This is a genomic window from Bacillus sp. 5RYD7K (assembly GCF_059831465.1).
The window spans coordinates 752501-771986 of record NZ_CP191200.1; the positions used below are offsets into that span (position 1 = coordinate 752501).

Consider the following 19486-nt stretch of genomic DNA (forward strand, 5'->3'; position numbering starts at 1 on the left):
TCATCTACCTCGTTCCTTTGTAACTCCGTACAGAGTGTCCTACAACCCCAAGAGGCAAGCCTCTTGGTTTGGGCTGATCCCGTTTCGCTCGCCGCTACTCAGGGAATCGCATTTGCTTTCTCTTCCTCCGGGTACTTAGATGTTTCAGTTCCCCGGGTCTGCCTTCTCATATCCTATGTATTCAGATATGGATACCACTCCATTACGAGTGGTGGGTTTCCCCATTCGGAAATCTCCGGATCAAAGCTTGCTTACAGCTCCCCGAAGCATATCGGTGTTCGTCCCGTCCTTCATCGGCTCCTAGTGCCAAGGCATCCACCGTGCGCCCTTTCTAACTTAACCGTTAAAAAGAATCACTACGTGATTTCTTGCATTACAATTGAATGTGAATTACTTCTGTTATCTAGTTTTCAAAGAACATTATCTCGAAGAATCGAATGATCCTTCAAAACTAAACAAGACAGGGAACGTTCTGTTTATAAGACCCAAGGTCTTATATTCCGTTAAAATCCTTAGAAAGGAGGTGATCCAGCCGCACCTTCCGATACGGCTACCTTGTTACGACTTCACCCCAATCATCTGTCCCACCTTCGGCGGCTGGCTCCATAAAGGTTACCTCACCGACTTCGGGTGTTACAAACTCTCGTGGTGTGACGGGCGGTGTGTACAAGGCCCGGGAACGTATTCACCGCGGCATGCTGATCCGCGATTACTAGCGATTCCAGCTTCACGCAGTCGAGTTGCAGACTGCGATCCGAACTGAGAACAGATTTGTGGGATTGGCTTAACCTCGCGGTTTCGCTGCCCTTTGTTCTGTCCATTGTAGCACGTGTGTAGCCCAGGTCATAAGGGGCATGATGATTTGACGTCATCCCCACCTTCCTCCGGTTTGTCACCGGCAGTCACCTTAGAGTGCCCAACTGAATGCTGGCAACTAAGATCAAGGGTTGCGCTCGTTGCGGGACTTAACCCAACATCTCACGACACGAGCTGACGACAACCATGCACCACCTGTCACTCTGCCCCCGAAGGGGACGTCCTATCTCTAGGATTGTCAGAGGATGTCAAGACCTGGTAAGGTTCTTCGCGTTGCTTCGAATTAAACCACATGCTCCACCGCTTGTGCGGGCCCCCGTCAATTCCTTTGAGTTTCAGTCTTGCGACCGTACTCCCCAGGCGGAGTGCTTAATGCGTTAGCTGCAGCACTAAGGGGCGGAAACCCCCTAACACTTAGCACTCATCGTTTACGGCGTGGACTACCAGGGTATCTAATCCTGTTCGCTCCCCACGCTTTCGCTCCTCAGCGTCAGTTACAGACCAGAGAGTCGCCTTCGCCACTGGTGTTCCTCCACATCTCTACGCATTTCACCGCTACACGTGGAATTCCACTCTCCTCTTCTGCACTCAAGTTCCCCAGTTTCCAATGACCCTCCCCGGTTGAGCCGGGGGCTTTCACATCAGACTTAAGAAACCGCCTGCGAGCCCTTTACGCCCAATAATTCCGGACAACGCTTGCCACCTACGTATTACCGCGGCTGCTGGCACGTAGTTAGCCGTGGCTTTCTGGTTAGGTACCGTCAAGGTGCCGCCCTATTTGAACGGCACTTGTTCTTCCCTAACAACAGAGCTTTACGATCCGAAAACCTTCATCACTCACGCGGCGTTGCTCCGTCAGACTTTCGTCCATTGCGGAAGATTCCCTACTGCTGCCTCCCGTAGGAGTCTGGGCCGTGTCTCAGTCCCAGTGTGGCCGATCACCCTCTCAGGTCGGCTACGCATCGTCGCCTTGGTGAGCCGTTACCTCACCAACTAGCTAATGCGCCGCGGGTCCATCTGTAAGTGGTAGCCGAAGCCACCTTTTATGTCTGAACCATGCGGTTCAAACAACCATCCGGTATTAGCCCCGGTTTCCCGGAGTTATCCCAGTCTTACAGGCAGGTTACCCACGTGTTACTCACCCGTCCGCCGCTAACATCAGGGAGCAAGCTCCCATCTGTCCGCTCGACTTGCATGTATTAGGCACGCCGCCAGCGTTCGTCCTGAGCCAGGATCAAACTCTCCGATAAAGTAGTTTGACTGACTACGCACATCGCTGTGCGATTTATTTAAAACTTTGAATTAACAGGTACGTTTTGTCTTGTTTAGTTTTCAAAGATCATTTTGTCTTTCGTTCAAGCGACTTTATTATTATATCTTATCAATCTCTTGAAGTCAATAACTTTTTAAATTTCTTTTTTTCGTCAGCGCCTTGTTTAGCGGCAACGAATAATAATATACCACCTCACAAATAATAGTGCAATAGTTTTTTAAAAGAAAATCAAAAAAGCTTTATGGACGGCTTGTTTCTAAAAAAGCGCCGTACTGCGATATGCAGAAACGGCGCCTTCCCTTCTATTAGCGATGTCTCATTTGAGGGAATAATAAAACGTCTCTGATAGACGGAGCATTTGTTAACAGCATGACAAGGCGGTCGATGCCGATACCTAATCCTCCGGTCGGCGGCATGCCGTACTCAAGAGCTTCAACGAAGTCTTCATCCATCATATGCGCTTCATCGTTTCCTTCTTCTCTTTCTTTTAATTGTGCTTCAAAGCGTTCTCTTTGGTCGATAGGGTCATTCAGCTCCGTAAATGCATTAGCGTGCTCACGGCCGACGATAAACAGCTCAAAACGGTCTGTAAAGCGCGGATCCTCAGGATTTTTCTTAGCAAGAGGAGAAATCTCTACAGGGTGGCCGTAAATAAATGTCGGCTGAATAAGTGTTTCTTCAATTTTTTGTTCGAAGAATTCATTAATGATATGGCCCACCGTCATTGAGTTTGTGATCTCGATACCATGTTCTTTTGCATGGCCGCGCGCTTCTTCAACAGTCATCTCATTCCAGAAATCTACGCCTGTAGCTTCTTTGACCGCATCTACCATATGGAGTCGTTTCCATTCAGGTTTCAGATCAATCTGCTCTTCACCGTACTGGATCGTGGTGCTTCCCAGCACTTCCTGCGCAATATGTGCAACGAGGTTTTCCGTCAGGCTCATAATGTCCTTATAATCGGCGTACGCTTCATACAGTTCGATCATCGTGAATTCAGGGTTGTGGCGTGTAGAAACACCTTCATTACGGAACACGCGTCCGATTTCGTAGACTTTTTCCAGCCCGCCGACAATCAGGCGTTTCAGATGAAGCTCAATCGCAATACGCATATAAAGAGGCATATCCAGCGCATTATGATGCGTGATGAACGGGCGCGCAGACGCTCCACCCGGTATGCTGTGCATTGTAGGTGTTTCGACTTCTAAGTATCCATGGTCATCTAAGTATCTTCTCATCGCTTGGATGATTTTGCTGCGTGTGATAAATGTTTGTTTGCTGTCAGGGTTTACGATCAGGTCAAGATAGCGCTGACGGTAACGCTGTTCAACATCTTTTAATCCATGATATTTATCAGGAAGAGGACGCAGTGCTTTTGTCAGCAATTCAAAAGATGTCGCTTTGACAGACAGCTCACCTACGTTTGTTTTGAAAACTTTCCCGGTGATGCCGATAACGTCTCCGAGGTCTGAGGATTTAAAGATTTCATATTGTTCTTCGCCGACACTGTCTTTTCTTACGTAAATTTGAATTTGACCCTCTAAGTCCTGCAGGTGGGCAAAGCCGGCTTTTCCTTTTCCGCGCTTTGTCATCATACGGCCTGCAATGGTAACTTCAATCGCTTTTTCTTCCAGTTCTTCTTTAGAAAGCTCTTGGTAGGCGTCAATGATCTGCTGAGATTGATGTGTTCTCTCGAAGCGTTCGCCGAAAGGATCAATGCCGTTTTCTCTCAGCTGGTTCATTTTATCGCGTCTGACTTGCAGCTGGTCGTTCAATTCCTCATGATTTTGCTCTTCTTGACTCATTGTTATCACTCCATTACAGATATTGTTTCATGAAAAAAGCAGAAAAACTGCCAGCACAAAACTAGCAGTGAGCAGCAAATAGAGGTGAGTATTATCCTACTTTTGCGTTTTGAAGCTCTTTCGTCTCAACTTCAACCGTAAATGCATCTAAAAGCTGTACAAACTCTTCTCTTGTCTCACATTGATTGATTTCATTGCGAACATTCGCATTGCCTTTTACGCCTTTCAAATACCATGCAGCGTGCTTTCTCATTTCTCTTACCGCTACCTTTTCACCTTTTAAGTCAATGAGGCGGTCAAGGTGCAGTTTGCATACTGACATTTTTTCACGGACTTTTGGTTCGTCTTTTAACTCACCGGTTTCAAGGTACTGAACTGTACGGTAAATCATCCACGGGTTGCCGAGTGCGGCACGGCCGATCATGACTCCGTCAACACCGGTTTCCTCGAGCATGCGTTTCGCGTCCTGAGGCGTTTTGACATCGCCGTTTCCGATGACAGGAATAGAGACGGATTGCTTTACTTCTTTAATGATATCCCAGTTCGCAGTGCCTTCATACATTTGCACTCTTGTGCGTCCGTGCATCGCAACAGCTTTTCCGCCGGCGCGTTCAACAGCCTGGGCGTTTTTCACGGCATAAATGTGATCTTCATCCCAGCCCATTCTCATCTTCACCGTGACGGGCTTATCAACAGCATCTACTACTGCGGATACCATTTCATAAATTTTATTCGGATCGAGAAGCCATTTTGCTCCCGCGTCGCATTTTGTAATCTTCGGCACAGGGCATCCCATGTTAATATCAATAATATCTGCCGTCGTATTTTGATCGACAAACTTAGCCGCTTCTACAAGGGTTTCTTTCTTCCCTCCGAAAATCTGCAGGCTGAGAGGTTTTTCTCTCTCCTCGATGTAGAGCATTCCCATTGTTTTCGCGTTGTTGTACAGAATGGCTTTGTCACTGACCATTTCCGCACATACGAGTCCCGCTCCGAATTCTTTAACGGTAAGACGGAATGCGGCGTTACAGACTCCGGCCATCGGAGCAAGAACCACTCTGTTTTTTAATTCAATATCACCGATTTTAAACACTATTCGTCCTCCTTTCCTGCATTTTCAGGCGGAGCCAATTCCTCCGCGCTTATATTTAAAGCATCAGCAGCGTCACGAATGATCGAAGCTGACGGCAAACGGTTTCCGCGTTCAATCTCGCCGAGAATGGAAACTGAAATACCTATCGCTTTTGCAAACCCTTCTTGAGTATACCCCTTCAGCTTTCTGAATGCACGAATTCGTCTACCCCAGATTTCTGCTTCCATACGCTTACACCTTCTTGGTTTGTTTCATCGCTGATCGTGATATGATCCGCCTGCGGACAAATTTCTTTTAACGGCGCAAGGACAAATAAGCGCTCGTACATTCTCGGATGCGGAACAATCAGCCGCTCTGTTTCAATATTTTCACGATTATACAGCAAAATGTCAAGGTCTGCCGTTCGCGGCCCCCAGCGGATTTCTCTCGTTCTGCCTAATTCAGCTTCAATGCTCTGCGTCACGTCAAGAAGTTCGAAAGGAGTTAATGACGTCTTCACTTCAACGGCCATATTGAGAAACTGATCTTGATCTTCATAACCCACGGGATCTGTCTCATATATGGAGGATACCTTTGACACCGTCACGTCATCATGCCGGCTGAGCATGGCCACTGCCCGCCGCAAGTAACGTTCACGGTCGCCCATGTTGGAACCGAGACCGATATATGCCGTGTTGTTCATGATTTCTTTCTCGTCATTTCTATGGCTACTGATTTATAATGGCCGGGAATCGGCGGATCAGGCTTAACAACCTTTACCGTACATTGCTGCACCGGCTCAAATTTCTTAAGAACGGTGTCCGCGATCCGCTCCGCAAGCGTCTCGACCAAATTGACGGGCTCGCCCTCAACGATGCCGCGGCAGACGCTGTACAGCTCCGCATAGTTAATAGTGTAAGAAAGGTCATCCATTTGTCCCGCTTTGCTCAAGTCCAGTTCGGCAGTCAGGTCTACTTTGAAACGCTGGCCGAGTTTGTTTTCTTCTTCGAACACACCGTGATATCCGTAAAACTCCATACCTTCTACATATACTTTATCCATAATGCGCGCCTCCCTTGTTCAACATAGCATCCATCATCTTAGTCATTCTTGCGATCCCTTTGACATCATGCACCCTCACAATGTCGCAGCCTTTCTGGACGCCAAGGCATACTGTCGCCCCTGTCCCCTCGGCACGTTCCTCAGGAGGGAGATCAAGCACATGGCCGATGAATCTTTTTCTTGATGTCGCCAGTAGCAGCGGATAACCTAACCCGCTGAACACTTCCAGCTTGTTCATGACAGCCAGATTGTCCTCATAGTTTTTCGCAAAGCCGATCCCCGGATCCAGAATCATATTTTCATCTGAAACGCCGGCATCCGCGGCAATTTTTACGCTTTCCATTAAATCTGCAAGCATATCAGGAATAAGATCGTTATAATTTCTTTCTTTTCGATTATGCATTAAGATAATCGGAACTCCGTGTTTAGCTGCTACCGGCGCCATGTCAGGGTCGCCTTTCGCCCCCCAGATATCATTGATGATAGAGGCGCCCGCTTTCACCGCTTCGTCAGCCACGGACGCTTTGTACGTATCAATTGAAATCGGAACGTCCAGTTCGCTTGTGATCCGTTCTATGGCGGGAATTACACGCGACAGTTCTTCATCAGCCGACACGAGTGATGCGCCGGGCCTTGTCGATTCGCCGCCGATATCTATGATATGCGCCCCTTCTTCAGCCATCTTCGCCGCATGCAGAAGCGCTCTTTCCGTACTGTCGTATTTTCCGCCGTCAGAGAAGGAGTCTGGCGTTACATTTAAAATTCCCATAACGAGTGTCTTCTCTTTATAGGATAAAGCGCCTTTTTTTGTATGAATCAGTTTAGGCTGTTCAATCGTTTGCTGCGCCATTTTGTTCCTCCTCCTTTCCATTCATTTTGTTTATTTCCTGCTGATACTGCTTGCGGAGCAATTGCACCGTTTTTCCGCTCACTCCGGGCAGCGGCACTTCCTCTATTTTAGAAAACGGGATAATTTCAAGCACGGAGTTTGTCATCCACGCTTCATCCGCTTCAAGCATTGATTGAAAACAGAACCGGCCTTCGGCAACCTCTGTCCCCTGCCGTTTCAATTCATCAATGACAAACTGCCTCGTTACGCCGTCGAGAATGCCTGTATCCAAGGATGGCGTAAAGACCTTGTCTCCTTTTCGCCAAAACACATTGGAGACAATGCCTTCCGCGACATCTCCTTCTCGGGTGAGAAAAATCCCTTCAAGATTCGGATCATTGCCGATTTCTTGTTTAGCATACATATTGTTTAAATAGTGATGGGATTTTAACCGAAAAGATCCTTCAGGCGTGTTTCTCCGGACAGAGAGAAGTTTGCCTTCTTTTTCAAGAGGCAAAGCTTCCGGATTAAGCCGGCTGACGAAACAAAGGACGGTCGGCTTGTCATAAGTCTGGGCGGTAAATCCTTTATCACTGACGCCTGCCGAGACGTTAAGCCGGACACGCGCGCTGCCGTCCTTGATGTCATTGAGGCGCAACAGGCTTGCAAGCATATCAAGCAGCTCCTGTTTATTCACCTCGTACGCAATCTGCAAATCCCGAAGCGCCCTGTTGAGCCTGGCGACATGCACATCCGGCAAAAACGGCCGGCCGTTGTAAAGTCTGAACGTCTCAAACGCGCCGATTCCGTACAGATAACCATGGTCAAAAGGAGAAAGCGCCGCTTCTTTCTCCTCTATATATTGACCATTCAAATATATAATCACACCGTCACTTCCTTCTTGCGGTGTGTCTCAATAAAGTTTCTGAGCATCTCTTTGCCGAAGGAGGTCATGATGGATTCCGGATGGAACTGAACACCTTCAACAGGCAGCTCATTATGGCGGATTGCCATAATTTCTCCTTCTTTGGTTTGAGCGGATACCGTAAAGCAGTCCGGCAATGTGTCCGCTTTAACAATAAGCGAGTGGTACCGGGTTGCGGCCAGCGGATTTTGCAGGCCTTTAAAAATCGTCTGTCCGTCATGCATAATGTCTGACGTTTTGCCATGCATGAGCCGCTCCGCTCTGACGACGTCTCCGCCGAACACTTGTGCGATCGATTGATGTCCGAGACATACGCCGAAAATAGGAATGCTGCCGGCAAAATGTTTGATGGCCTCGAGGCTGATCCCCGCTTCATCCGGACTGCACGGCCCAGGTGAAATCATCAAGAAATCCGGCGCCAGCTCTTCTATCTCTTCAATCGTAATCCCGTCATTCCGTCTGACGATCAGTTCCTCCCCCAGCTCACCCAAATATTGAACCAAGTTGTACGTAAATGAATCATAATTGTCAATCATTAAAATCATCTCTGCTCACCTCATCTAATTTTTTGTCTCTTCTTCGCTCAGCTCTAATGCCTTTTTCATTGCAAAAGCTTTTTTGAACGATTCCTTGTATTCGTGCTTCGGAACCGAGTCAATGACCACTCCTGCTCCGGACTGCATAAAAGCATGTCCGCCGGCTGCATAGATCGTCCGGATCACAATGTTAAATTGCAAATCTCCGTTGAATCCGAACCAGCCTATAGATCCAGTATAAAGCCCCCGCCTTGTCGGCTCAAGCTCTTCTATAATTTCCATCGTTCTCACTTTGGGTGCTCCGGTGATAGTGCCACCCGGGAAAACCGCATGAATAATGTCTGTCGCGTCATATCCGTCCTGCAGCTCCCCCTGTACATTTGACACGATATGCATGACGTGCGAATATTTTTCGATCGCCATAAACTCGTTAACCCGCACGGAGCCGTAGCGCGATACGCGGCCGAGATCATTGCGCTCCAGATCAACAAGCATGACGTGTTCCGCACGTTCTTTCTCGTTGTGAATTAATTCATCAGCCAGCGCCTTGTCTTCTGCATCGTCTTTTCCTCTTGAACGCGTACCCGCGATCGGTCTTGTTTCAAGCTTCTTCCCCTTTTTTGTCACCAATAGCTCCGGCGATCCGCATATCACTTGAAAACCCGGTGTCTCAAGATAAGCCATGTAAGGAGACGGGTTGACGTTTCTCAAATGTTTATACACCTCATACGGGTGAACGGATAAGGATTGGGATTGCCTGATGGACAGATTAACCTGAAACACATCGCCGCTCGCGATATATTGCTTAATTTGTTCTACGGCCTGTGAAAATCCTTCTTCAGTGAACGGAGCGACATACGATCCGTCTCCTTCCCGGTTCAGCGGAGAAAAAGGCTCGTCCCCTGTTTGACGGGAGCGCCACATATCCTCTAAACCGGACAGCTTTTCTTCCGCAAGCCCGGCTTCTTCCGCTTCGGTATGGGTAATGAGCCATAACGCCTCAGCCTCATGGTCGTAAACGGCCACATCATCAAAAATGAGAAAGTATATATCAGGTGTTTCCAAATCATCTAAAGACAGCATTTTAAAATTCTCAATGTATCGGGCGTAGTCGTAACTGATAAATCCAATCGCGCCGCCTTGAAAATCCGGGAACTCATCGTTTGTTTCCGTCCCAAGCGTCTCAAACCAATCATGAAAGGCCCGCAGCGGGTCACCTTCTTTAAACAGCGTTTCCCCTTCATGCTTGATCGTTGTGATTCCGTCTTTCCCTCTGACGGACGCAATCGGATCTAGACCGGCTATACTGAATCTTCCCCCTCTCGCGCTTTCGAGCAGAACATGCCGTTTTCTCGATTTCGAAAGGTTCTCATATTGCTGTAAAAATGCTTGCTTCGTAAAAGGTATCTTTCTTCCTGCCGGTCTGCGTTGTGCCATCTTATCAATCCTCTGCTTCGTTTTCTGTAGTTTTATTTTAAAGCAATCATACTGGTGAAAAAAGTGAATTTCTCTTCCAACCATAAAATTCGAAACGTTTTTTGGATTTTCGATGCTTCAGGCACAAAAAAACTCCCGGATACAGCCGGGAGCCGTGTGTATGTCTCTATTCAAACTGATAAAGCGGTGTGCTTAAGTAACGTTCCCCATTACTAGGGATGATCGCAAGCACTTTCTTGCCTTTCCCCAGTTTTTTCGCGATTTCCAGCGCCGCGTAAATGGCCGCTCCGGAAGAAATACCGCCGAGAATCCCTTCTTCTTTTGCCGTTTTACGGGCATATTCAAATGCATCCTCATTTTTGACGGGAATGATCTGATCATAGATGTCTGTATTCAATGTTTCAGGGACAAAACCCGCTCCGATACCCTGGATTTTATGCGGACCCGGTTTTCCGCCAGAAAGAACTGGAGAATCCGCCGGCTCTACCGCATAGATTTTGATGGATGGGTATGCTTCTTTCAGCACTTCACCCGCTCCCGTGATGGTTCCGCCCGTACCGATACCGGCCACGAATGCGTCGAGCTGGTCGTCTCCAAACTGTTCTACAATTTCTTTCCCAGTCGTTTGGCGGTGAATTTCCGGGTTTGCCGCATTGTTGAATTGCTGAGGCACAAAATAACCGTGTTCCTCTGCAAGCTCTTCCGCCTTTTTAATGGCGCCCTTCATTCCTTCTGCGCCGGGAGTCAGCACAAGCTCTGCTCCGTAAGCGCGCAGCAGATTGCGTCGCTCCATGCTCATCGTATCAGGCATAACGAGAATGGCTCTGAGGCCTTTTGCCGCTGCCACCATCGCAAGACCGATTCCTGTATTTCCGCTTGTCGGTTCAATGATTGTGTCGCCGGCTTTTAATTTGCCTTCTTTTTCAGCCGCTTCAATCATCGCTGCTCCGATACGGTCTTTTACGCTGCTGCCCGGATTCATGTATTCAAGCTTCAGATATACATCTGCGCTGTTTTCATCCGTCAGGCGATTCAATTTCACAATAGGAGTATTTCCGATTAGTTCAGTAATAGAATTTGCAATACGCACCATGTTGGACACCTCAATTTCCGACTAAATTTATTGGTATTATAAATATAAGTTATCAATTTCAAAATTTTTTGTCAATCATTTAGTTCTTTTTTCCCCGTAGAACCAAGAGACTCCCGCCTCTTTCCACAGCGTTTTGACTGTCGCCTTATCACCTAATTGATCCATCGCGATCTGGCGTCTGATTTGGCTCTTCACTTCATTATATGAGAAAGTTCTCGCTTTAAGCTTTTCTTTCAGTTGAATGACGGCGTATCCTGAAGAAACTTTAATCGGTTCAGCGGACCATTCATTTTCTTTGAGATTTTTGGCTTCTGTGATATATGCCTGCGGGATATTCTCCTGGTTTTCTGTCACAAATCCGAGGTCTCCGCCATACTGAGACGTGTATCTGTCAGTGGAACGCTCTGCGGCGACGGCTTCAAAGCTGGAACCGCCTTTCAAATCAGCAAGCACCCTGTCCGCTTCTTCTTTGCTTTTGACGACGATGTGCCGGATTCTGTAGGAATCATCGAATTGATACAGTTCTTTATTTTTATTATAAAATGATTGCATTTCCTTATCCGATATATCGATGTCCTTCGTCAGAAGTTCCTCAAGAAGAATGTTGTAGCGGATCTGGTCTTTCCATTCTTTTTCCGTAATATGATCGTCTTCATAAAATGAATTATTCACCGCTTTGATTAAAAGAAATTCACGTTCCAATTCGCTGTTTGAAACTGTGAGTTTATTCTTTTTCGCAAGCTCTTCCACTACTTGTGTATTAATCATATCTTCCAAGGTCGATTTTCCGTACTGGTCTTCCATCTTTTTCATCCAGTCCTGCCGCGTGATATGTTTATCACCGATTGTCGCGATGGATTCTTCAGATGACCCTGCAGCTTGGGATTTTGTTAACTTATACGCGACTGCCGCGCTGCATACTAACAGCGCCGCTACAATAATCGTCAAAAGTGTTCTCGGTTTCAAAATCTACCCCATCCCTTTTTTAAAATAGAACAACCCGCTAAAGAGCTAGCGGGTTGTTTCGTCACGAAGCTCTTCCAGTTCTTCTTTTGTAAATAAATATTTCTCATTACAAAAATGGCAAACCGCTTCGGCTTTTCCGTCTTCTTCTATCATATCTTGTATTTCTTTTTTGCCTAGTCCTAAAATGGCTGCTTCGAAACGATCTTTAGAACAAGAACAGTGAAATTTGACCGGCATATTCTCAAGTACGTCCGGTTTCTGGCCCAGTACTTCTTCTAAAATTTCTTCCGGTGTCAGGCCTTTTTGAATCAATTTTGAAATCGGTTCGATTTGAGATAATCGCTTTTCAATTGTTGAAATGGTTTCCTCATCAGTCCCCGGAAGAAGCTGAATAATGAACCCGCCGGAAGCGAGAATCGTGTTATCAGGGTTCACAAGCACTCCTACACCGACAGATGAAGGGACTTGTTCAGAAGAAACAAGGTAGTATGTGAAGTCGTCACCAAGTTCACCTGAGACAATTTCTACTTGTCCCGTAAAATAATCACGCAAGCCTAAATCTTTTACGACACTAAGTGTTCCGTCCGTTCCTACCGCCCGTCTCACATCCAGTTTCCCCTGTTCATTGAGGTCAAAGTGAACGTGCGGATTTGATACGTATGCTCTGACTTCGCCCTTTGCATTCGCATCTGCGATGATGGCACCGATCGGCCCGCCGCCTTCTATTTTGACGGTCAGCTTATCTTCACCCTTCATCATCGCTCCGAGCATCAGAGACGCTGTCATCGTCCGGCCGATTGCGGCTGATGCCGTCGGCCATGTGTCATGCCTTCTTTGCGCTTCATTTACCATATCAGTCGTTCTTGCTGCATAAGCCCGAACTTTACCGTCATATGCAATTGCTTTAATTAAATAATCCATCGTTTACCTCCTATACGTGACCCACGCGATTTCGCTCATAAATGATTTCCAGCCCTTTTAAAGTAAGAAACGGGTCAACAACATCAATACAGTCTGATTCATTTGCGATTAATGAGGCAAGACCGCCTGTCGCAATGACTTTCGGTTCTTGTTTCGCCTGCCATTTCATCCGCTTGACAATGCCTTCAACTTGTCCGACATAGCCGAAAAGGATGCCGGACTGCATGGCGCTTACCGTGTTTTTGCCGATGATATTGTCCGGTCGGGCGATTTCAATTCTCGGAAGCTTGGCCGCGCGCGAGTACAGCGCTTCCGTTGAAATCGTAATGCCGGGAGCTATCGCGCCGCCCATATATTGTTTGTTTTCATCAATGTAGCAATACGTCGTCGCCGTTCCGAAGTCAACGACAATTAAGGGGCCGCCATACTGATGAATCGCCGCAACGGCATTGACAATCCTGTCTGCTCCCACTTCTTTCGGATTGTCATATTTTATATTTAAACCGGTTTTCATCCCCGGGCCGACAACCTGCGGCTCGATGTGAAAGTATTTTGTGCACATTCTTTCTAAAGAGAACATAATCGGCGGCACCACGGATGAGATGATAATTCCTTCGATCTGTTCAAACATGAGTCCGGAATGTTCAAATAAGGAGCGGAGCAGCATGCCGAATTCATCTTCTGTTTTGTGTCTGCTCGTTTCTACACGCCAATGATATTCTAATTCACCATCATGATATACACCAATCACGGTGTTGGTGTTCCCCACATCTATAACCAGTAACAACCTCTATCACCACTTTTGAATAGTTTCTAATCATAACTTTTTCAACATTCTACAATACCATACACGATCTGCGGCTCTTTTGTAAACAAAACGGAACCAGTAAAAAAACCGCCGGTATATGCCGGCGGTTTTCATATCGGAAAGCGAACTATTCTTTCGGTTCGTCTTTCTTTTCGTCTTCTGTTTTAGACAGAATGTTTACTTTCACATCGTCCTTTTGAAGATGGTCATCTGAGAAATTGCGCTCTGGGAGTTTTCCATGATCCACGAGATGCTTGATTTGTTCCGCATCTAATGTTTCCACATCTAGCAATGTCTGAGCAATCAATTCAAGCTTATCGCGATTTTCAGTCAGGATGGTTTTCGCACGCTCATAACATTCTTTAATGATGCGCTGAATTTCCTGATCGATTTCGTAAGCGATCTGATCACTGTAGTTTTGCTCGTTGTTGAAATCCCGGCCCAGGAATACTTGACCGCCTTGAGATTGACCGAACTGGAGCGGTCCGAGTTTTTCTGACATACCGAACTCCGTCACCATTCTTCTGGCAATGTTCGTTGCCCGCTGGAAGTCATTGTGAGCCCCGGTGCTGACTTCGCCGAAAATAATTTCCTCGGCAACGCGTCCGCCCAGAAGACCGACAATTTTGTCGAGAAGCTCAGGTTTTGTCTGGAAGTAACGGTCTTCTCTCGGAAGCATGACCGCGTATCCGCCTGCCTGCCCCCTCGGAACGATCGTTACTTTATGAACCATATCGGCTTCATCCAGCACAAGTCCGATAACGGTGTGACCGCCTTCGTGGTACGCCACGATATTGCGTTCTTTTTTCGAGATGACGCGGCTCTTCTTCGCAGGACCCGCAATGACACGGTCCGTTGCTTCATCAATGTCGCGCATATCAATTTTCTTCTTGTTTTGACGGGCAGCAACGAGTGCCGCTTCGTTAAGAAGGTTTTCTAAATCTGCGCCTGAGAAACCAGGTGTTCTTGAAGCGATTGCTTTTAAGTTCACCGTCTCATCAAGCGGTTTGTTTCTCGCATGGACCTGCAATACGGCTTCACGGCCGATGACATCCGGACGGTCTACCGTAATCTGACGGTCAAAACGTCCCGGACGGAGCAATGCAGGGTCAAGAATGTCCGCACGGTTTGTCGCAGCGATAATAATGATTCCTTCATTCGCACTGAAACCGTCCATCTCAACAAGCAGCTGGTTCAGCGTCTGTTCGCGTTCATCATGCCCGCCGCCAAGACCGGCGCCGCGCTGACGTCCTACCGCGTCGATCTCATCAATGAAGATCAGGCAAGGCGCATTCTTTTTCGCATTTTCGAATAAATCACGCACACGGGAAGCACCGACACCGACAAACATTTCAACGAAGTCAGATCCGCTGATGCTGAAGAAAGGAACGCCAGCTTCACCGGCTGAGGCTCTCGCAAGCAATGTCTTACCGGTTCCCGGAGGTCCGACCAGCAGCACGCCTTTAGGAATTCTGGCGCCAAGCTCGGCGAATTTGCGGGGATCTTTCAGAAACTCAACAACCTCAACAAGCTCCTGCTTCTCCTCATCCGCGCCGGCTACATCTTTAAACTTCACGCGTTTCTTTTCTTCCGTATACAGCTTCGCTTTGCTCTTTCCGAAATTCATGACACGGCTTCCGCCGCCCTGAGCCTGGTTGAGCAGGAAGAAAAACAGAATAAAGATGATGACAAACGGAATGATCGTCGTTAAGAACGTCACCCACCCGCTTGTTTCCTGTGCGGGATCAACTTTTACGTCCGTCTTTTTAATTGCGTCAAATATCTGGTCTGCTCCTTTTCCTTCAGGAACATGTGTTAAAAAGTACTGGTCTTTGTCGTATTTTTTCAGCTGTCCTTTTACCTCATAAACACCTCTGACAGGCTGAACCGATACGCTATCAACTTTCCCTTCATCGAGATTCTTGATAAACGTACTGTACGACATATTTTCTGTTTTCGGGTTTGAAGTCTGGAAGTAACTCACAACCCCGATTACTACTAATAAAATAAGTAAATAAAAAATGGTATTACGGAAGACCCGATTCATTCCTTACCTCCTCCCACAGTAAGCACAACTATGTTCAATAGTACCATAGAAAATCATTCCAATACAACCGATAACCATCTCGGAAGCAGGCAGCCGATCAGCTTTCATAAATCGCCGGTTTCAACACTCCGATGTAAGGCAGATTGCGATAGCGTTCGGCATAATCAAGTCCGTAACCCACAACAAACGCGTCAGGAACTTCAAAGCCTACGAAGTCTGCTTTAATGTCCGCTTTTCTTCCGCTTGGTTTATCCAACAGGGTAACAATCTTAATTGATTTCGCTTTACGATATCGGAAGAGTTCTACGAGATAGCTCAAGGTTAACCCACTGTCGATAATATCTTCAATGATTAAGATGTCCCGGCCTTCTACAGATGTATCCAAATCTTTGATGATTTTGACTTCTCCGGAAGAAACCGTGGAATTTCCGTAGCTTGATACATCCATGAAGTCCATTTCCAAATATGTATCAATATGCTTTATAAGATCAGCCATAAAAGGGAGCGCTCCCTTTAACACACCGATTGCCAACGGAAACGTGTCGCTGTACTCGCTTGTTAATTGTTCTCCAAGCTGTTTTACTTTCTGCTGGATCTCATCTTCTGAAATCAGCACTTTTTCGATATCTTGTTTCATGTTAATGCTTGCCCCCTACACTTTTCATGCTGTCTATATTGTAATACAATGCGGTCACTGTTTGAAATCACAAGATTGTCAAAGATGGATTTTTTCAAGCCAGGCAGCCAGATAATTTCACCGCTTGCATCCGTTACAATCGGCCATTCGTCCCGATCACGCAGAGGCAGTTTATGATCAATAAATATATCTTTTACCTTTTTCGAGCCATTCATCCCTTTAAGTTTGATCCGGTCGCCGATTTTTCTCGTCCGGATTGTTAAAGGAAATTGCACCTTATTTCTGCTTGTTATAAAAACAGCATTCCCATTTTTGATATGAGGGTCGGCCTGATCGGCCACCTCTATCATAAAGCCGTTGGGCAGAACAGCAATCTCGCCTTCCGCTCCTTGCAGCTGCAGCTCAAAGGGAATCTTTTCACACTGCCATTGTTCAAATGTAAACAAACATGTCTGATATGATTTGACCACCTTCAGCCCTTTTGGAAAATCAAGCACTCCTGAAGCGCTTCCGTTTTCTGCCCATTCAAGAAACTGCTGGATATGGCGGGCGGAAAACGACGATGGAACGTTTTCATAAAGATAGTTTAATATTAGTTGAACTCCTCTTCTTTGTAAAGGTATCGGAAGGGCAAGCAATTGAGAGGAATTGACTTCAACTGATGTGTCAGACTTGCTTGTAATAACCTTATTCATTCGTTCTTTCGTTAATGACTGCAAGTATTGTTCGTCTTCTGTCAGTGCTTCACTCACTTTTTGAAACATTTTATGAACGTCAGGTGATTCTTGTTTTAAAAAAGGAAGCACGGCCTTTCTGAATCTGTTTCTTGTATAATCGTCTTTTGTGTTGCTCTCATCCGTTCTGTAGGACAGCCCTTCTTGACGGCAGTATTCAAGAATTTCATCTTTTGCCGTATAGAGGAAAGGTCTGATCAGCAGGCCGGATGCAAATTCGCGGACAGGCTGCATTCCCGCAAGCCCCGCCCCGAGCGTACCTTTCGCAAGCCTCATGAGCATTGTCTCAACTTGGTCGTCGCCATGATGAGCCAGCGCTAAAAACTTTGCTTGGTGTTTTGCCATCAGCTCTTTAAAAAACTGATATCTGCAATCACGCGCGGCAGCCTGCTTGTTCAGCTTATTCTTCCTTGCATATGCGGAAACATCAATCTGTACCGCTTCGCAAAGGATGTGTTCCGCCTCGCAATATGACTGCACAAACTTCATATCTTCTTCAGATTCAGATCCCCTGAACTGATGGTCGACATGCGCCGCAATGATAACGGAGGAATGCCCGAAGTGCTTATTCAGCATGCTGAGAAGCGCCATTGAATCAGGGCCCCCGGAGACTCCGGCAATAATCGTTTCTCCCTCCGCCTGAAGATGATATGTTTTGAAAAAATCTTCCACGCTTTTCACAATGTCCCCCTCACAATGAGCAGGTTTTTTAAAGATATACATATCCTATCACTTTCATTCCCTCCAAGCAAAGAAGAAGCATGAACATCGGCATCCGGCCGGCATTAGATGAGAAAAAAGACGATGTAAGCGAAATAAAGGGCGAGAACGCTGATTAGAATAAGTGTTGTTTCAAACAAACCATTGTGTTTTGCGGGCTTTTGTTTTGGTTTATACCGCGTCTGAGAAACAGTGCCCTGCCGCGGTTTTGCCTGCTGCGGCTTAGGCCTGGCGGCGGTTTTCCTTTTGCCGCCCGTGCTCTGTCCCGCCGTCAGGATGTCATGTTTCATCGCTTCAGCAGACGGATATTGCCCGTTTAAAGCAGAAAACAGAACCTTCTTATACTTATTCAAAAACGGGTGGCCTTCAATAATAGAACGAAGCTGTTCTTTCGGCTGTCCTGTCTTTTTGCACTCTTTCTTCTGAACACAGTGGATCATGATCATGGCTGCAGCAAACAGGTCATAGGATGGCTCCGCTTTTCTTGTTCCATACCCCCAATAGCCCCTGTCGTAAAACTCCGTATATTCTTTAATCGCGCGCCCCTGTTTTGTCGTTCCCCCTACATCAATGCAGCGAATGGCAGCCGGAGGTCCGGTTACAATGAGGTTTTCCGGCTTGAGGTCGCCAAAGACCCATCCTTGCTGATGAAGGACAGACAGACTGGAAAGAAGCTGCACCATCAGCACCGGAATCCACTCCGCTCCCTTACTGCTGATATATTGCGGAAGAAGCGGCCCTTCTATGTACTCCATCACGTAAAAAGAGACATTTTTATTCAGCTGCGGTATAAAGGCATCATCCGCATCAAAAAAAGAAGGCCCCATCGTTTGCGACCGGGCCTTTGAAAAGGATTTTAAGACATTCACTTCAGAGGTAACAGACATGCTGTCGCTGCTTATTTTCAAAGCGACATGTCCGCCTGATGCTTCTGCCAGATATACAATACCGTTAGCCCCTTTGCCAAGCTGCTTGAGCAATCTGTAGGATTTGCCATTCCACTTGCCCCGGATTTCCGTTCCCGGTGCCAGACTACATGCCAAACTCGTTAAAGCGTCGTTCATCATCTGCCAACATGCTCCTTCTTGAGCGGATTCTTTCAAACTGCTGCGCCGCTTCCCGGATAGCGGGACCCGTAGGGGTGATACCGCCGGTTGACAGCTTCGCAAAGAGAGCGGAAAGCGATTCAAGCTTCGGCGTCCAATTCAACACAAGCTCAACTTCCTGGCTTTTCCCGGGAAATATACACATGGCAAATTCATTGTGACCGGCTCGGGAATTTAAACTGATGGAAAGATCAATCAGCGCTTCTTTCACCGTCGGCAGTTTCGGCGCCATACTCGCACTCGTATCAACCAGCACAAGCACTTGCAGATGAACCGTTTCGCCGAGTTCATCAACCACTTCCATCACTTCGCCGCGTTTTTCCGGAGAAAGTTCTTCCATTTCAACGTTTCTCCCTAAAATTTGTTTAAGCTCTTGATTAACGACACCTTGAAGTGTCTGGGTCATTGCTTTTTTTGTCACCATTTGAACCGTTTGAGACAATTGAGACGCATACACAACTTGATGGACGCCGCCTCCGGCCATGGCGATGCCTTCAACTTCCTTCATTGCCTCTTGGTCAATCGCGTTTTCTTCCATAATTCCTATAACATTCACCGTAATCCCCTGCTCCTTGGCGAAAGCCGCCATTGCAATCGGGTCTTCACCATGATTGGAGCAGCCATCTGTAATCAGCAGAACTTGATTTAAATGTCCCTTATTCACATTCATTCCTCCCGGTGATACGATTAGTCCCATCT

At 46.9% G+C, this 19486-nt stretch carries 18 protein-coding genes and 2 rRNA genes (1 of these 20 only partly in view); all 20 read right to left on the reverse strand.

Going from position 1 to position 19486, the window contains the following annotated elements:
- Positions 1-342 (reverse strand): 23S ribosomal RNA (locus ACQE26_RS03785) (it extends 2587 nt beyond the left edge of the window).
- Positions 343-516: 174 nt separating this feature from the next.
- A 16S ribosomal RNA gene (locus ACQE26_RS03790) occupies positions 517-2066 on the reverse strand.
- Together the 16S and 23S rRNA genes form the textbook arrangement of a ribosomal RNA operon.
- A gap of 328 nt (positions 2067-2394) precedes the next feature.
- Positions 2395-3894 (reverse strand): lysine--tRNA ligase, encoded by a 1500-nt coding sequence (lysS, locus tag ACQE26_RS03795; RefSeq protein WP_016936549.1) that lies wholly within the window; start codon positions 3892-3894, stop codon positions 2395-2397.
- 91 nt (positions 3895-3985) lie between these two features.
- On the reverse strand, positions 3986-4987 hold the full coding sequence (gene dusB, locus ACQE26_RS03800) for a tRNA dihydrouridine synthase DusB (protein ID WP_438421075.1): 1002 nt from the start codon (positions 4985-4987) through the stop codon (positions 3986-3988).
- Positions 4987-5214: a helix-turn-helix domain-containing protein gene (locus ACQE26_RS03805; RefSeq protein WP_016936547.1), complete on the reverse strand. Its 228-nt coding sequence runs from the start codon at positions 5212-5214 to the stop codon at positions 4987-4989. The genes dusB and ACQE26_RS03805 overlap by 1 nt, the downstream gene beginning before the upstream one ends.
- Complete coding sequence (gene folK / locus ACQE26_RS03810) at positions 5166-5669, reverse strand: 2-amino-4-hydroxy-6-hydroxymethyldihydropteridine diphosphokinase (RefSeq protein ID WP_500470699.1); 504 nt, start codon at positions 5667-5669, stop codon at positions 5166-5168. Before folK ends, ACQE26_RS03805 begins: the two co-directional genes overlap by 49 nt.
- A complete protein-coding gene (gene folB / locus ACQE26_RS03815) occupies positions 5666-6028 on the reverse strand; it encodes a dihydroneopterin aldolase (protein WP_500470700.1) in 363 nt (120 codons plus the stop codon). Before folB ends, folK begins: the two co-directional genes overlap by 4 nt.
- Positions 6021-6878 carry a dihydropteroate synthase gene (gene folP / locus ACQE26_RS03820; RefSeq protein WP_438421073.1) on the reverse strand — a complete coding sequence of 286 codons (858 nt, stop codon included), beginning with the start codon at positions 6876-6878 and terminating at the stop codon, positions 6021-6023. Before folP ends, folB begins: the two co-directional genes overlap by 8 nt.
- Positions 6859-7743 carry an aminodeoxychorismate lyase gene (pabC, locus tag ACQE26_RS03825; protein ID WP_500470701.1) on the reverse strand — a complete coding sequence of 295 codons (885 nt, stop codon included), beginning with the start codon at positions 7741-7743 and terminating at the stop codon, positions 6859-6861. The genes folP and pabC overlap by 20 nt, the downstream gene beginning before the upstream one ends.
- Positions 7740-8327 carry an aminodeoxychorismate/anthranilate synthase component II gene (pabA, locus tag ACQE26_RS03830; RefSeq protein WP_500470702.1) on the reverse strand — a complete coding sequence of 196 codons (588 nt, stop codon included), beginning with the start codon at positions 8325-8327 and terminating at the stop codon, positions 7740-7742. The genes pabC and pabA overlap by 4 nt, the downstream gene beginning before the upstream one ends.
- 15 nt (positions 8328-8342) lie before the next feature.
- Positions 8343-9755, reverse strand: a complete 1413-nt coding sequence (gene pabB, locus ACQE26_RS03835) for an aminodeoxychorismate synthase, component I (RefSeq protein ID WP_060963760.1) — start codon at positions 9753-9755, stop codon at positions 8343-8345.
- A gap of 166 nt (positions 9756-9921) precedes the next feature.
- On the reverse strand, positions 9922-10848 hold the full coding sequence (cysK, locus tag ACQE26_RS03840; protein ID WP_004264603.1) for a cysteine synthase A: 927 nt from the start codon (positions 10846-10848) through the stop codon (positions 9922-9924).
- A 75-nt stretch (positions 10849-10923) separates the two neighbouring features.
- The gene (locus ACQE26_RS03845) at positions 10924-11814 is read right to left on the reverse strand and encodes a peptidyl-prolyl cis-trans isomerase (RefSeq protein ID WP_500470704.1); all 891 of its coding nucleotides are present in this window, start codon (positions 11812-11814) and stop codon (positions 10924-10926) included.
- A gap of 45 nt (positions 11815-11859) precedes the next feature.
- Positions 11860-12735, reverse strand: a complete 876-nt coding sequence (gene hslO, locus ACQE26_RS03850; RefSeq protein WP_500470705.1) for an Hsp33 family molecular chaperone HslO — start codon at positions 12733-12735, stop codon at positions 11860-11862.
- A gap of 10 nt (positions 12736-12745) precedes the next feature.
- Complete coding sequence (locus ACQE26_RS03855) at positions 12746-13522, reverse strand: type III pantothenate kinase (protein ID WP_016936538.1); 777 nt, start codon at positions 13520-13522, stop codon at positions 12746-12748.
- A 148-nt stretch (positions 13523-13670) separates the two neighbouring features.
- Complete coding sequence (gene ftsH, locus ACQE26_RS03860) at positions 13671-15590, reverse strand: ATP-dependent zinc metalloprotease FtsH (RefSeq protein WP_004264608.1); 1920 nt, start codon at positions 15588-15590, stop codon at positions 13671-13673.
- 97 nt (positions 15591-15687) lie between these two features.
- Entirely contained in the window at positions 15688-16227 is a 540-nt protein-coding gene (gene hpt, locus ACQE26_RS03865) for a hypoxanthine phosphoribosyltransferase (RefSeq protein WP_004264611.1), read from the reverse strand.
- Positions 16224-17642, reverse strand: coding sequence for a tRNA lysidine(34) synthetase TilS (tilS, locus tag ACQE26_RS03870; RefSeq protein WP_438421069.1), 1419 nt, complete (start codon positions 17640-17642; stop codon positions 16224-16226). Before tilS ends, hpt begins: the two co-directional genes overlap by 4 nt.
- 104 nt (positions 17643-17746) lie before the next feature.
- Positions 17747-18748: a serine/threonine protein kinase PrkT gene (gene prkT / locus ACQE26_RS03875; protein ID WP_060963763.1), complete on the reverse strand. Its 1002-nt coding sequence runs from the start codon at positions 18746-18748 to the stop codon at positions 17747-17749.
- On the reverse strand, positions 18714-19451 hold the full coding sequence (locus ACQE26_RS03880; RefSeq protein ID WP_438421067.1) for a vWA domain-containing protein: 738 nt from the start codon (positions 19449-19451) through the stop codon (positions 18714-18716). Before ACQE26_RS03880 ends, prkT begins: the two co-directional genes overlap by 35 nt.
- Between the last annotated feature and the right edge of the window lie 35 nt (positions 19452-19486).